Source organism: Bacillus hominis (genome assembly GCF_030348325.1).
In the GTDB taxonomy this organism is placed as follows: domain Bacteria; phylum Bacillota; class Bacilli; order Bacillales; family Bacillaceae_G; genus Bacillus_A; species Bacillus_A hominis.
In genome coordinates this window covers 4,709,603-4,723,399 of record NZ_JAUCFS010000005.1, presented here as the reverse complement: position 1 = coordinate 4,723,399, position 13,797 = coordinate 4,709,603, and the positions used below count along the sequence as shown (strand labels likewise).

General features: G+C 36.2%; 14 protein-coding genes and 1 pseudogene. 10 read left to right on the top strand and 5 right to left on the bottom strand.

The annotated features are described in order from the left end of the window. Window positions 1–68: 68 nt before the first annotated feature. Window positions 69–1,154 carry a transcriptional regulator gene (locus QUF93_RS27255; RefSeq protein ID WP_289360778.1) on the top strand — a complete coding sequence of 362 codons (1,086 nt, stop codon included), beginning with the start codon at window positions 69–71 and terminating at the stop codon, window positions 1,152–1,154. Between the two features lie 28 nt (window positions 1,155–1,182). Here the strand turns inward: QUF93_RS27255 and QUF93_RS27250 are convergent, their stop codons facing one another. The 3 genes from QUF93_RS27250 to QUF93_RS27240 all read right to left on the bottom strand — a co-directional run bounded on the left by QUF93_RS27250 (window position 1,183) and on the right by QUF93_RS27240 (window position 4,187). Next, window positions 1,183–1,563 (bottom strand): VOC family protein, encoded by a 381-nt coding sequence (locus QUF93_RS27250; protein WP_002123951.1) that lies wholly within the window; start codon window positions 1,561–1,563, stop codon window positions 1,183–1,185. 42 nt (window positions 1,564–1,605) lie between these two features. Next, window positions 1,606–2,763 (bottom strand): acyltransferase family protein, encoded by a 1,158-nt coding sequence (locus QUF93_RS27245; protein ID WP_289360777.1) that lies wholly within the window; start codon window positions 2,761–2,763, stop codon window positions 1,606–1,608. A 206-nt stretch (window positions 2,764–2,969) separates the two neighbouring features. After that, on the bottom strand, window positions 2,970–4,187 hold the full coding sequence (locus QUF93_RS27240) for a dicarboxylate/amino acid:cation symporter (protein ID WP_289360776.1): 1,218 nt from the start codon (window positions 4,185–4,187) through the stop codon (window positions 2,970–2,972). A 225-nt stretch (window positions 4,188–4,412) separates the two neighbouring features. On the opposite strand from QUF93_RS27240, the gene QUF93_RS27235 reads away from it, so the two are divergent. From QUF93_RS27235 to QUF93_RS27215, 5 genes are all read left to right on the top strand, one after another. Continuing rightward, a complete protein-coding gene (locus QUF93_RS27235; RefSeq protein ID WP_088060532.1) occupies window positions 4,413–4,715 on the top strand; it encodes a PTS sugar transporter subunit IIB in 303 nt (100 codons plus the stop codon). 14 nt (window positions 4,716–4,729) lie between these two features. Beyond that, window positions 4,730–6,031, top strand: coding sequence for a PTS cellobiose transporter subunit IIC (gene celB, locus QUF93_RS27230; RefSeq protein WP_289360775.1), 1,302 nt, complete (start codon window positions 4,730–4,732; stop codon window positions 6,029–6,031). A 9-nt stretch (window positions 6,032–6,040) separates the two neighbouring features. Continuing rightward, window positions 6,041–6,358, top strand: a complete 318-nt coding sequence (locus QUF93_RS27225) for a PTS sugar transporter subunit IIA (RefSeq protein WP_289360774.1) — start codon at window positions 6,041–6,043, stop codon at window positions 6,356–6,358. A 133-nt stretch (window positions 6,359–6,491) separates the two neighbouring features. Continuing rightward, window positions 6,492–6,941 (top strand): LytTR family DNA-binding domain-containing protein, encoded by a 450-nt coding sequence (locus tag QUF93_RS27220; protein WP_289360773.1) that lies wholly within the window; start codon window positions 6,492–6,494, stop codon window positions 6,939–6,941. Between the two features lie 3 nt (window positions 6,942–6,944). Continuing rightward, entirely contained in the window at window positions 6,945–7,349 is a 405-nt protein-coding gene (locus QUF93_RS27215; protein WP_289360772.1) for a DUF3021 domain-containing protein, read from the top strand. A 261-nt stretch (window positions 7,350–7,610) separates the two neighbouring features. Here the strand turns inward: QUF93_RS27215 and speD are convergent, their stop codons facing one another. Both speD and QUF93_RS28945 read right to left on the bottom strand, forming a co-directional pair. Beyond that, complete coding sequence (gene speD / locus QUF93_RS27210; RefSeq protein WP_002123961.1) at window positions 7,611–7,982, bottom strand: adenosylmethionine decarboxylase; 372 nt, start codon at window positions 7,980–7,982, stop codon at window positions 7,611–7,613. A gap of 28 nt (window positions 7,983–8,010) precedes the next feature. Then, a pseudogene (locus QUF93_RS28945) lies at window positions 8,011–9,384 on the bottom strand (polyamine aminopropyltransferase); the annotation flags it as partial. A gap of 913 nt (window positions 9,385–10,297) precedes the next feature. Between QUF93_RS28945 and QUF93_RS27200 the strand changes: the two are divergent. From QUF93_RS27200 to celF, 4 genes are all read left to right on the top strand, one after another. After that, window positions 10,298–10,600 (top strand): PTS sugar transporter subunit IIB, encoded by a 303-nt coding sequence (locus QUF93_RS27200; RefSeq protein ID WP_002123966.1) that lies wholly within the window; start codon window positions 10,298–10,300, stop codon window positions 10,598–10,600. Window positions 10,601–10,616: 16 nt separating this feature from the next. Then, a complete protein-coding gene (celB, locus tag QUF93_RS27195) occupies window positions 10,617–11,924 on the top strand; it encodes a PTS cellobiose transporter subunit IIC (protein WP_289360770.1) in 1,308 nt (435 codons plus the stop codon). Window positions 11,925–12,107: 183 nt separating this feature from the next. Beyond that, on the top strand, window positions 12,108–12,431 hold the full coding sequence (locus QUF93_RS27190; RefSeq protein WP_000989054.1) for a PTS lactose/cellobiose transporter subunit IIA: 324 nt from the start codon (window positions 12,108–12,110) through the stop codon (window positions 12,429–12,431). A gap of 3 nt (window positions 12,432–12,434) precedes the next feature. Continuing rightward, entirely contained in the window at window positions 12,435–13,760 is a 1,326-nt protein-coding gene (celF, locus tag QUF93_RS27185) for a 6-phospho-beta-glucosidase (RefSeq protein WP_289360769.1), read from the top strand. Window positions 13,761–13,797: the final 37 nt, after the last annotated feature.

The following is a 13,797-nucleotide window of genomic DNA, read 5'->3' as shown; positions in this document are numbered from 1 at the left end:
ATTGTCTTTTTTATATTTGTGTATGTTCTGGTAAAATTAAGGTTAGCCTTACTAGGGAGGTGACAAGTTTGCGAAAACGTTTATATATAGGGATTGGAGTTATTGTCTTGCTTGCTTTAGGTGGAATTGTATTTTGGTCGGCTTTACAAGGAAACCGTACGGAGCATTTTATTTTAAGGCATATGGTAAATGAAAATGGGACACTTGCAACGTACCGTTTAGCAGATACGAAGGCAGGAACGGGTGAGGCGAAGGGCCGTGAAGCTTTATCAGAATCGGCAGGACTATGGTTACAATATACGCTTGATAAAGATGATCAGGCGTTATTCGATGAACAAGTAAAGGTCATTCAAAATAATTTTGTACATAAGGATCACATCGTTTTATGGAAAATCTCTGAAAAGGGAGAAATGCAGTCAGCCACAAATGCACTTATAGATGATCTTCGTATTATTGAACAATTATATCGTGCTTATGAAATGTATAAGGAAGAGCGCTATAAAACCTTTGCTGATCAATTGAGCAATGCTGTACTTCGTTATAATAAAAAAGATAATTATTACGTGGATTATTATGATGCAGATGCAGGTAAACAAAATAAATTTACAACAACATCTTACATAAATCCTCATGCATTCTCTTATATGAAAAAGTACGGGAAAATTTCTGCACAGCAGTATCAGGAAGTTGTTCAGTTTTTAGCTGATTATCCGAGAGAGGGTTGGGCATTTCCGAAAGAGTATAAAGAAGATGGTACATTTACATACGATAAAGAAGTGAATCTTATTGATCAATCATACGTTGCATATCATCGCAGTTTAGGCGGTCTTTCATCAGATGCTTATTTGGAATTTATAAAGAAAAAATTTCATGAGGACGGAAAGTTATACGGTCGTTATAACTTAGAAACGGGAAAACAAACTGTAAACTATGAATCACCAGCGTCTTACGGATTAACAATTTTATACGTATTACAAACAGGTGATACAAAGTTTGCGAAGGAATTGTATGAGCGGATGACTACATTCCGAAATGATAATGTATTCAGTAGATATTATGGTGGATATGTAACAGGTGAGAATGATAATACGCATATCTTTGATAATGTATTGCCGCTTTTAGCGGAAATGGAATTGGAAAAGAGTAAAAAATAGAGTGCCACCCTAGGGTGGCACTTTTTTCTTATTTCTTTTCCATAACTGCAAAGTAATTATTTTCATTATCTGCAAAGTTGAATGCTCTACCAGTAGGTAAATCTACAACTTGTCCAACTGTAACATTTTTCTCAGAAAGCTCTTTATAAAATTGATCTAAGTTGTTAGAGAAGAACATAAGTGATGGTGTATTTAAGTTTAATTCAGGTTGCATCTTCGCGATTAACGCTTTATCGTGAAGGACGATGCTTGTTCCTGCTTCTTTTGTTGGAGCGATTTCAATCCAGCGAAACCCTTGTCCGTTATTTTCTTCCGCAACGATTTGGAATCCTACTGTTTCTGTCCAGAATTGTACTGATTCATCTTGATTATTTACATATAACATAATTTGTCCGATTTGATTAATCATAGGTTACGCTCACTTTCTTTTCCTGTATGAAATACTATTATATCAAAGATATGGTTTAAATACTTTTTCATGATTCTTCCGAATAGCAATCTTGATCCATTTCATATTTTTCGTAGGGGAAGGCCCTGTAATCCATATATGAAATGGTAGTGTACTACAAATGACCATTGTGAATATAGAAAGTACGGCTGTTACTGAAAATAGTAATAGACTATATAATATTGTGTTTTCTTGTAGTGCAAATAGAGAAAGAAACTTTGTGCCTATATGTAAAAAGAAGAGGTGGGCTAAATAGGCGCCATACGTATAGTTTCCGATGAATTTTAATGTTTTATATAATAAGCCCCTTCTTTTTACAATCATAATAGATAATACGTACAGTATAATAATTTCACAAACAATATATAAAAACATGGACGGTTTTAAATAAGTAGAAACGGTTAAATGAATAGAATTGGCCCCGTAAAAACTAAATAACTCATAATTGATGAATAAAAATAAGATGAAAAATAAGATTGTTATAAGCGGGATATGTTTCATGGTAAATATACGCCAAGTTTTTAATGCGACAGCAGCTATTCCTCCCATAACGAAATAGAATGAATAGAAGAAGAAGGAACGATCTGTATAATGTAAAATCGTTGAACTAGTCAATTTCTCTCCATTAAAAATGTAGTGAGAAGAGTACCACATTAAGAGGAAATATAGACAAGCAAAGATGGTCATATATTTATATATGTCTTTTTTATTTTCTGTTCGTTTTTGAAACCAATAAAATAGTGTGCATAGTAAAGGGAACAATAAGTGAATTTGGAACATCATAATAACGTACCAAAGATGAGGTGCGGCTGTTCCGAGTAATAAACTTTTTATTCCGCCTTGTAGTGTAATGATATCGTTTGTTGTTAATAGATAAAGAATAGACCAGAAGAAATAAGGGATGAGTAAATGTGCAGCTTTTTCATAAATATATTCTGTATAAACGAGTTGCTTCGTATATTGCCGAATTAAATGGAAGCCAACGATAAATATGAAGGCAGGTGCTGAAAATTTTGCAAGATTAAATAGCATGCCCATAATGAGGGATTGCTCAAGTAAGACATTTCCTTGATTCATTGTATATAATAAGGAACTTTGCAAAACGACAGCAAGAAATGCAATGCTTTGCAAAACTTTAAATTCTGGTGCGCTTTGTGTCATTGTGTCCATCTCCTTTTCCATACATGATTATAGTACGGAGAATGGATAAGAGGTGTGGAATATTTGTGAAAATTTTAACAAATTTGTGGCGGAATGGGATTATATTAACGATTTTGCTAATATATCAACGATTTTTCCAATGTATCGATTCGCTGACAAATAACAAAAAAAGAAGATGCTCCAAACGAGCATCTTCTTTTTATCTATTAAGCAAATTTATTTTTGATCCAGTTTTTACCTTCTACAAGGCGAGCTGTCATTACGGCACAAGCGTTATCCGCTGTTACGTTTAACATAGTTGCAGGTGGATCAATGATTGTACTAATTGCTGCGATAATTGGCAACGCTTCTGGCGGGAAGCCGTATAGAGAAACGATTAACATTTCACCAATCATACCGCCGCCTGGAATAGCACCCATTACTGTTCCTACTAAAAGAGAAACGACAAGTGCGATTGCTAATGTTTTCGGTCCTTCGAATTCCATGTTGAAAATACCGAATAAGAAAGCAATTTTTAGTACGCCGCCTAAAACAGATCCGTCTTTATGAAGTGTAGATCCAAGAAGGACAACTGTTTCACGAATGTCAGAAGAAATACCCATTTTCTTCGTCGCTTCTAAGTTGGCTGGAATACTTGCGGCACTACTACAAGTTGCAAGAGATGTAACTGTAGGAGAGACCATGTTCTTCCAAAAGATTTGAACACCTTGTTTGCGACCTGCAAGGTATGCATAGAATGTGAAGAATACAAAGAAGTAAATTAGAGACGCTGGATAGTATACCATTGCTGCTCGGAAGTAAGTTCCAAGAAGTTGTGGTCCGAATTCACCAACTAATGCTGCGAAGTAGGCAGCTAGTCCGATTGGAGCGTAGTACATAATGAAAGATACAACTTTCATTGAAATTTCTGCACCAGCTTGTAGGAATGTAGCGAATGGTTTCCCTTTTTCGCCAACTGCTGAAGTTGCGATTCCCATTAAGATTGAGAAGAAAATAAGAGCTAACATATTCTCACGAGATAGTAACTTCGAGAAGTCAGATACTGTTAGAATACCAACAATCTGATCAGCAACGCTAACAGCTTTTTCAGCTTTATCAGGTTGTGTTAGTTCTAATACAACACCTTGTGCTGGCGGGAATACTTTCACGATGATAATCATAAAAATAGCAGCTAAAATACTTGTAAATAAGAAAGTCCCAGCCATACTAGACATAATTTTACCGAAACGTTTTAATCCATCCATATTAGCAATAGATGACGCGATGCTAAAGAACACAAGAGGTACAACAATCGTAAACATTAAGTTTAAGAAAATGTCACCAAGCGGCTTTAAAGCAACTGCATCGGCACCCATGAAATAACCAATGAAACCACCAATTAGGATAGAAGATAATAAAATAAGCGGAAAGCGATATGCCTTCATAAATAAACCCTCCTATCGATTATAAAAAAAATCATACTGAATCATTATAGCGATTTAGAGACTTCTTTACTAGGAAAATACGGATATATGGAATAGCGTGAAAACCTAGAAATTTTTGTTTTTAAGCTCGGCATACAGTTAGAAATCTAGACATATATATTTGTAACCTAGTGGTGGCAAGGGGTACACCATAACTTGGGTGTAGAAAAAAGGGGGGGAAGCGGGATGAATATTTTGCTTTGCTGTGCAGCGGGAATGTCTTCCAGTTTGATAGTTACAAAAATGGAGAAAGCAGCACAGGCAAGTGGGATAGAGGTAAAGATTTGGGCTGTATCAGGTTCAGAAGTGCGAAATCATATTGATGATGCAGATGTACTTTTACTTGGACCGCAAGTACGTTATTTATTGCCGAAAATGAAAGAGTTATGTAAGGAGAAAGGAATACCCGTTGATGTCATTCAATCTGTCCATTATGGGCTTTGTAATGGAGAAGCTATCTTACAAGCAGCTTTGTCAATGAAACCATGAGGAGAGTGGGATAGATGATAGGGTTTTTAGAGAAATACGTGATGCCAGTGGCAGGAAAGGTTGCAGAGCAGAGGCATTTACAAGCGATTCGTGATGGAATTATTTTAACGATGCCATTCTTAATTATCGGCTCTTTTTTTCTTATTATTAGTGCTCTACCAATACCAGGGTATAATGATTTTATGGCCGGCTTGTTTGGGGAGGGTTGGCAAAAAGCTTTGGGGTACCCAGTAAGTGCTACTTTTAATATAATGTCTTTAGTGGCTGTTTTTGGAATCGCTTACAGACTTGGTGAGTATTATAAAGTGGATGCTTTAGCATCTGGGGCATTGTCACTTGTATCATTTTTACTTGCAACGCCATTCCAAGTTATGTATATGATACCAAATACAAAGGAAAGTGTACTTGTAGATGGAGTGATACCAGCTGCATTAATGGGAAGCCAAGGTTTATTTGTGGCGATGATTATTGCAATTATATCTACTGAAATTTATCGATTTGTTGTACAAAAAAAGATAATTATAAAAATGCCAGAGACAGTTCCGCCAGCAGTAACGCGTTCATTTGCTGCGCTTATTCCAGGTTTTATTGTTGTGACGGTCGTTTGGATTATTAGATTGATTTTTGAAAATACGACTTTCGGTAGCATTCATAATGTTGTAGGAAAGCTTTTACAAGAGCCTCTTAGTGTACTAGGTGCTAGCCTTTGGGGCGCAGTAATCGCAGTTATTATTGTCCATGTACTTTGGGCGTGCGGGATTCATGGCGCTGCAATTGTTGGTGGGGTAATGAGCCCGGTTTGGTTGTCGTTAATGGATCAGAACCGAATTGCTTTTCAGGCTGGTCAAGACGTACCGAATACGATTACCGCACAGTTTTTTGATTTATGGATTTATATGGGCGGTTCTGGCGCAACACTTGCTTTAGTTGTAGGAATGTTATTATTTGCGCGAAGTCAGCAATTAAAAAGTATCGGCCGATTGTCGATTGCACCTGGTATTTTTAATATTAATGAAATGGTGACTTTCGGTATGCCAATTGTAATGAATCCACTTTTACTTATTCCATTTATATTAGTTCCAGTTGTGTTAACAATTGTTTCTTACTTTGCGATGGAATGGGGGTTAGTTGCCCGTCCGAGCGGAGCTGCTGTACCTTGGACTACACCTATTCTTTTTAGTGGATATTTAGGATCGGGCGGGAAAATTTCTGGTGTTATGTTGCAGCTTGTTAACTTTGCGCTGGCATTCTTTATTTATTTACCATTTTTAAAAATATGGGATAAACAAAAAGTGGCGGAAGAAAAGGGGGAGTAAAGAACTAAAATGGATACGATAGAGACGAAAGTTTTTCATCTAATCTTGCATGGGGGAAATGCGAGAAGTTGTTCAATGGAAGCAATTGATTGTGCTAAGCGCGGTGAATTTCAGGAAGCGGAAGCTAAACTACAAGAAGCTTTAAATGAACTGCAAGAGGCGCACCGTTTACAAACAGAGCTCATACAGAAAGAGGCTGGCGGGGAAAAGACAGAAGTTACCCTGCTGATGGTACATGCGCAAGATCATTTAATGAACGCAATTACAGTGAAGGAATTGGCAAGTGAGTTTGTAGAATTATATAGGAAGATGTCAGTAGCTGAATGAACCTTGCTTATGCAAGGTTTTTTCATGTTTTTAAAAGAGACAGTTATGACGAAACAAAGACCACTTACGTATGATTGTATTTATTTTTTCCAAGTTTATGAAAAAATGAAAGTGTAAAGGGGGTGGGAAATAGATGAAAGTTCGCATCGAATTGGACCCATCACAAGAAGAAGTAGAAATTATTATAAAAACAAACGAAGTAACAGATGAAATCCAGCAACTTTTAAAAATAATAGAAGGGGGAAATGTGAATCAAATTGTCGGTGTGTTAGATCAGCAGTATTATTTATTATCTTTAAATGATATTTATTGGTTTTATACGGAAGGAAGAAAAGTTATGGCGCAAACAAGGAAAGGGAGTCTTGAAGTGAAGGCTCGCTTGTATGAATTAGAGGAACAGCTAGCTGGCAAGCGGTTTTCCAGATTTTCTAAGTCGATACTTGCAAATTTAGGACATGTCAAAAGCTTTGAAATGTCTTTTAGTGGCAGTATGTGTGCCCATTTTTCTAACGGAATGAAAGAATATGTTTCGAGGAAATATGTACCGTTTATTAAAGGAGCTTTAAATATAGGAGGAGGTTAAAAGATGTTTGATAGAGTTGTTCATAAAATAGCCTTTGGATTAGGGATGGCGATGTTATATAGTTTGTTGTTTTTATGGATTGGTTATATGAATGGAATCGAGGTAATTGATATGAAGATGTTAATTCTTTATTTACTTACAGCGAATATGGTAGGTCTTATCTTTTCTTTCGCCTCGTTCATTTTTGAAAAAGAAGAATGGAGTATATTAAAACAGACAATTATTCACTTTATTATTTTGTTAGGGACATTTTTGCCGATTGCAATTTGGGTGGGTTGGGTTCCGAATCGCCTCGGTCCGATTCTTATTTGTACAGTAAGCTTCATTGTTATTTACGTCATTATATGGTTTATGATGACTTTATATTGGAAACGAAAAATAGCAAAATTAAATCATCAATTAAGATAAAGTGAAACTTTAATCAGTGGGGTTTTTGTTCATCCCCCACTGATTATTAGCCTTCACCAATCGGGCGTTTACGGGCAGTGGATCTCCCATCTAACTTCTTTGCTCCAGCCGAATTTTGAGGTGGGAGTTTTACTGCCCGGCGAATAGCGGGGTGAATAGACTATGTATGTGTGCTTACCATCAGTGGAGTGTTATAAGTTCCACTGATGGTATTTTTATATTAACAAGCCTCCTTCTTCATGGGGGAAATAGGGATGATAACTAATCGATAGTAACGAATTCTCCTACACCACGAATTAATTTTTTTATATGCATACGTTCTGGTTTTAATACGCTTATTATAGAATCAATGGCTTTTTGAGGGTCAACAGATGTGCCGCAAGTATAACAATCAATTGCTGCAAATTCCTTTTCAGGATAAGTGTGAATAGAGAGATGGCTCTCTGATAATAAAATTAATACCGTAACCCCATATGGGTGGAATTCCTTATTACTTACATTTAAAACGTGGGCACCAGAGCGATTCGCAGCGGCAACTAAATGATGTTCTAAAAAATGAATGTCATTTAATAGAGAAAAATCTACGCCCCATAAATCTACTATTATATGACGCCCAAACGTAGAATATTCCATATACTTTCCCTTCCTTATCAAAATATTATTAGAATTTCATTTCTTGTTGATAGCAATGATGTAGAGTAAGGTCCGATTCTGAATTTAAAACGGCATTATTGCGGTGCTCTAAATGTTCTTCTTTAAATTGAAATAAAGGAGCAAGAAGAGAAGGTAATGTTCGAGGAACTGGTACTACGTATAATTGTTCAATTTGATCAAGTACATAGGTAGAGTTAGCAGCAATATGAAATCCCCAGTCAGTTCCGAAAGAAGGAACAATTGTATGATAGCTTTTTACAATTAATCCGGCATGTTCAATTGTGTTACCGATACCCCAATATACAAGAGGTGCATCAGCAGGCGAATTAGATTGGCAGACAAATGCGCCATCCTCTGTTAGGAACGTAGCTATACGAGCAAAAATTTCACTTGTATATAAAGTGCTTAATAACTCTGTCGCTGGATCCGGAAAATCAATAATAATTACATCGTATAAAGAGGAAGGAGAGTTCAGAAATTCTTTTGCGTCACATACATGTACATTTGCACGATCATCAAAAAATGCGCGTTGGTTTAAAGAAACTAATTCTGGAACATTGCGAGCCATCTTAATCATTTCTTCGTCTAAGTCCACGAGGTCTACATGGATAACCGTTTCATATTTTAAAACCTCTCTTAAAGCAAGACCATCGCCACCGCCTAATATGAGAACACGCTTTGGATCTATTACCTTTGACATAATCGGATGAACTAGTGCTTCATGATAGATTTGCTCATCGACGGAACTAAATTGTAGTTGCTTATCCAAATATAGACGTACATCACTTACTTGTAGCAAGTTAATATTTTGATAATTGCTTTTTTCTTCAAATAAACTTGTATGTTCGCCAGCTTGTATTTCTTTTAGTGAAATTTCATCCCATATATCTAAGCTGTACGAATTTGTTGGTACTATTGTTACATTTTCCGATTGTACTTGCTTTTCATGTTCGTCTTGCTTATCTTGTTTATCTTGTTTATCTTGTTTGTCTTGCTTATCTTGTTTATCTGGTTTGTCTTGTTTGTCTTGTTTATCTGGTTTATCTTGCTTATCTTGTTTATCTTGTTTATCTTGTTTATCTTGTTTATCTTGTTTATCTTGTTTATCTTGTTTATCTTGTTTATCTTGTTTATCTTGTTTATCTTGTTTGTCTGGTTTGTCTTGTTTATCTTGTTTGTCTTGTTTATCTTGTTTATCTTGTTTGTCTGGTTTGTCTGGTTTATCTTGTTTGTCTGGTTTGCCTGGTTTACCAGGTTTGCCTGGTTTGTGCGGTTTGTCTTGTTTGTCTTGTTTATCCTGTTTGTCTGGTTTATCTGGTTTATCTGGTTTGTCCTGTTTATCCTGTTTATCCTGTTTATCCTGTTTATCCTGTTTATCCTGTTTATCCTGTTTATCCTGTTTATCCTGTTTATCCTGTTTATCCTGTTTATCCTGTTTATCCTGTTTATCCTGTTTATCCTGTTTATCCTGTTTATCCTGTTTATCCTGTTTATCCTGTTTATCCTGTTTGTCTGGTTTATCTGGTTTGTCCTGTTTATCCTGTTTACCCTGTTTATCCTGTTTATCCTGTTTGTCTGGTTTATCTGGTTTGTCCTGTTTATCGTGTTTGTCTTGTTTATCCTGTTTGTCTTGTTTATCCTGCTTGTCGTGTTTGTCTTGTTTATCTTGCTTATCCTGTTTATCCTGCTTGTCTGTTTTACCTGGTTCGTCTTGTTTATCTTGCTTGTCTTGCGTATCTTCAGTGTCCTGTTTGTCTAGTTTATACGTGTTTGAATCTACTTCAGACCCCTCTTCATGTTTATACCACTTATTTTGAAACTGTATTCTATAAATCTTCATTCTATTCTTTTTTCTATGCTTTGGCATTGGAATCCCCTTTCAAAATACTTTATTTTATTCTATTCTATGTAATTTAATAGAGTGTGACTGGACAATAGTTAGACGAGTATCTTGAATAGGTATTTGTTTTTGATTTGATTCGAAATATTATATTTTTCGTTATTATATTTTCACGCTTTTAAAAAAAATTAGTGTTTTTTTATTTTAAATACAACTAGACAACTAAACACTAATCTATTTTCATACAGTTATGTGTTAAAAGCGTGTTGTTTTATAACACACTGTGTGTTTTTTGGGTGACACACTGATCGAAAGCGGTAACACACAAATGAATTGCTCGAAAAAACGCTGATTTTAGGCGTTTTAAAAAGTTGGCACGCTAATTGCATTAATAAATAGCGTAAAGAAAAATAAAAAACATAAATTTTTTATACCACACAAGGGGGATTTATAAATGAATATTTTATTATGTTGTTCAGCAGGGATGTCTACAAGTTTACTAGTTACAAAAATGGAAGCGGCTGCAAAGGCACGCGGTCTAGAAGGTAAGATTTGGGCTGTATCTGGGGATGCAGTAAAAAACAATATCGATCAAGCAGATGTACTATTATTAGGACCGCAAGTTCGTTACATGCTTTCTTCAATGAAAACGCTTGCTGATGAAAAAAGCGTTGGAATCGACGTTATTAACCCAATGCACTACGGCATGATGAATGGAGAAGCAGTTTTAGATCACGCATTAACACTTAAAAAATAATTAGGGGGGAAGCGAAATGCAAAAGTTTATTGCATTTATGGAGAAATATATTGTTCCTGTCGCTGGTAAAATCGGATCGCAACGTCACTTAGCTGCGATCCGTGATGGATTTATTGCAGTTATGCCACTTATTTTAGTTGGTGCACTGGCATCACTAATTAATGGTTTTCCGTCTGAAGCTTTCCAAGAGTTCATGAAAGGTTTGTTTGGTGAAACGTGGAAACAAGTTGGCGGTGGAATGTGGACCGGTTCTTTCGCAATTCTAGCACTAATCATAGCATTTACAACAAGTTATAATTTAGCAAAATCTTACGGCGTTGATGGTTTGTCAGCAGGTATTATTTCATTTGGTGCGTTAATTATTCTTACGCCAACAACACCGAAAGAAGGCGGATTGAACTTAGCTTGGACAGGTGCACAAGGGTTATTCGTAGCAATTATTGTGGCACTCCTTGTTACTGAGGTATTCCGTTTCTTTGTACAAAGAAACATTACTTTTAAAATGCCTGATGGAGTACCACCAGCAGTTTTAAGATCTTTCGCAGCTATAGTTCCAGCATTTGTTATCTTAACAGTAGTTGCAGGTATTCAATTAGCAGTGAAATTAGCTGGTACAAGTGTTCATGAATTTATCTTTAATACTATTCAATCACCACTGCAAAGTTTAGCAGGGACATTACCAAGTGCAATTGTCATTGTACTCCTTGTTCATCTTCTTTGGTTCTTCGGTTTACATGGTCCAAATATCGTTGGTGGTATTATTGAGCCATTATACTTACCGGCATTAGAGAAAAACATGAAGTTATTCCAAGGTGGTACATCTGCATTTGATGTTCCAAACATTATTACAAAACCATTCTTTGATACTTTCGTATATCTTGGTGGTTCTGGTGCAACATTAGCATTCTTAGTAGTGGTATTACTTGTAGCAAAAAGTGCACAACTACGTGGTGTATCGCGTCTATCAATTGGTCCAGGTGCATTCAACATTAACGAACCGGTAATCTTTGGTACACCAATTATTTTAAATCCAATTTTATTCTTACCGTTTATCCTAACACCAATTGTATTAGTAATTACTTCTTATACAGCTATATCTATTGGTTGGGTACCAAAAACAGTTGTGATGATTCCATGGGCAACACCACCAATTATTAGTGGTTATCTTGTAACAGGTGGACATATTTCTGGTGCGATTCTACAGTTATTTAACTTTGTAATTGCAATGGTAATCTATTATCCATTCGTTGTGTTATCTGACCGTTCAGTTGTTCGTACTGAAAAAGCAGCAGCGCAAGGAAATAACAACTCTGTACCTATGTAACATAAAGATTGTTCTCACAGACAATATTGTCTGTGAGAACAATTACCTTTATATCATGTTCAGAAAGATGAGACCCATCTATAAGAACACCAAACTATCATTAATAAATTAATACTTTAATAGAAATGTTCAAACTGAAGGGGTATTTAAATCGGTTGAACCATAATAGAGAGGGCGGTAATTATGATGACTACAGCAGAACAAATTCCATTCCAATTGATTTTAAATAGTGGTAATGCACGAAGCTTTGCAATGGAGGCACTTCAATTTGCCAAACAGGGGAAAATGGCGGAAGCAGACGAAGCGATGGTAAAAGCGAAAGAAGCGATTAATGAAGCGCATCATTTCCAAACAGAGCTCATACAATCAGAAGCAAGAGGGGAAAAAACAGAGATTAGTGTTCTTTTAATTCATGCACAAGATCATTTAATGAATTCTATTACAGTAAAAGAATTAGCAGCAGAATTTATTGACCTTTATAAAAAGCTAGAAGCGAAAGGGGAATAAAGCATGACTGGAATTAAAATTGCTACAATCGGCGGTGGCTCTAGTTATACACCAGAGTTAATTGAAGGATTTATTAAACGTTATGACGAGCTTCCTGTTCGTGAAATTTGGTTAGTAGATATTGAGGCAGGAAAAGAGAAGTTAGAAATCGTTGGTAACTTAGCGAAACGTATGGTAAAAAAATCAGGTTTACCAATTGATATTCATTTAACACTTGATCGCCGTGAGGCATTAAAAGATGCTGATTTCGTAACAACGCAGCTTCGCGTTGGTTTATTAGAAGCTCGTGCAAAAGATGAAGCAATTCCATTAAAATATGATGTAATTGGTCAGGAAACGAATGGTCCTGGTGGTTTATTTAAAGCACTGAGAACGATTCCTGTTATTTTAGATATTTGTAAGGACATGGAGGAACTATGTCCAAATGCATGGCTTATTAACTTCGCAAACCCGGCAGGTATGGTAACAGAAGCTGTACTTCGCTACACGAACATTCAAAGAGTAGTTGGTCTATGTAACGTTCCAATCGGAATTCGTATGGGTCTTGCAAGATTACTTGAAGTAGATGCAAGTCGCGTACACGTTGATTTCGCTGGTTTAAATCATATGGTATACGGATTAGATGTATACTTAGATGGAGTAAGCGTAATGGATCGAGTACTAGAACTTGTAACAGATCCAGAAAAGCAAATTACGATGGAAAACATTGCTGCGCTTAACTGGGAGCCAGACTTTATTCGCGGTCTTCGCGCTATTCCATGCCCATACCATCGTTACTACTATAAAACACGTGAAATGTTAGAAGAAGAGAAAGAAGCTTCGATTGAAAAAGGTACACGTGCAGAAGTAGTAAAAAAATTAGAAGATGATTTATTCGAGTTATATAAAGACCCGAATTTAGATATTAAGCCACCACAATTAGAAAAGCGTGGCGGAGCTTATTATAGTGACGCAGCATGTAGCTTAATTACGTCTATTTACAATAATAAAGGTGATATCCAGCCTGTTAATACACGAAACAACGGGACAATTGCAAGCTTACCACATGATTCGGCCGTTGAAGTGAACTGTATTATTACGAAAGAAGGTCCAAAACCAATTGCGGTTGGAGACTTACCGGTACCAGTTCGCGGTTTAGTACAGCAAATTAAATCATTTGAGCGCACAACAATTGAAGCTGCTATTACAGGGGATTATCATAAGGCGCTGCTTGCTATGACAATTAATCCACTTGTACCATCAGATAAAGTTGCAAAACAAATTTTAGATGAAATGTTGGAAGCACATAAAGAGCATCTTCCGCAGTTCTTCAAAAAGATAGAGAAGTAAAAGCGGCGCTATTTAGCCCGCTTTTTTTATTTCGATA

Bases quoted from the DNA above. Each gene is read 5' to 3' on its own strand.
- QUF93_RS27250 (WP_002123951.1), bottom strand. From the start codon at position 1,563: ATGATTAATCAAATCGGACAAATTATGTTATATGTAAATAATCAAGAT.
- QUF93_RS27245 (WP_289360777.1), bottom strand. From the start codon at position 2,763: ATGACACAAAGCGCACCAGAATTTAAAGTTTTGCAAAGCATTGCATTT.
- QUF93_RS27240 (WP_289360776.1), bottom strand. From the start codon at position 4,187: ATGAAGGCATATCGCTTTCCGCTTATTTTATTATCTTCTATCCTAATT.
- QUF93_RS27235 (WP_088060532.1), top strand. From the start codon at position 4,413: ATGAATATTTTGCTTTGCTGTGCAGCGGGAATGTCTTCCAGTTTGATA.
- celB (WP_289360775.1), top strand. From the start codon at position 4,730: ATGATAGGGTTTTTAGAGAAATACGTGATGCCAGTGGCAGGAAAGGTT.
- QUF93_RS27225 (WP_289360774.1), top strand. From the start codon at position 6,041: ATGGATACGATAGAGACGAAAGTTTTTCATCTAATCTTGCATGGGGGA.
- QUF93_RS27220 (WP_289360773.1), top strand. From the start codon at position 6,492: ATGAAAGTTCGCATCGAATTGGACCCATCACAAGAAGAAGTAGAAATT.
- QUF93_RS27215 (WP_289360772.1), top strand. From the start codon at position 6,945: ATGTTTGATAGAGTTGTTCATAAAATAGCCTTTGGATTAGGGATGGCG.
- speD (WP_002123961.1), bottom strand. From the start codon at position 7,982: ATGGAATATTCTACGTTTGGGCGTCATATAATAGTAGATTTATGGGGC.
- QUF93_RS27200 (WP_002123966.1), top strand. From the start codon at position 10,298: ATGAATATTTTATTATGTTGTTCAGCAGGGATGTCTACAAGTTTACTA.
- celB (WP_289360770.1), top strand. From the start codon at position 10,617: ATGCAAAAGTTTATTGCATTTATGGAGAAATATATTGTTCCTGTCGCT.
- QUF93_RS27190 (WP_000989054.1), top strand. From the start codon at position 12,108: ATGATGACTACAGCAGAACAAATTCCATTCCAATTGATTTTAAATAGT.
- celF (WP_289360769.1), top strand. From the start codon at position 12,435: ATGACTGGAATTAAAATTGCTACAATCGGCGGTGGCTCTAGTTATACA.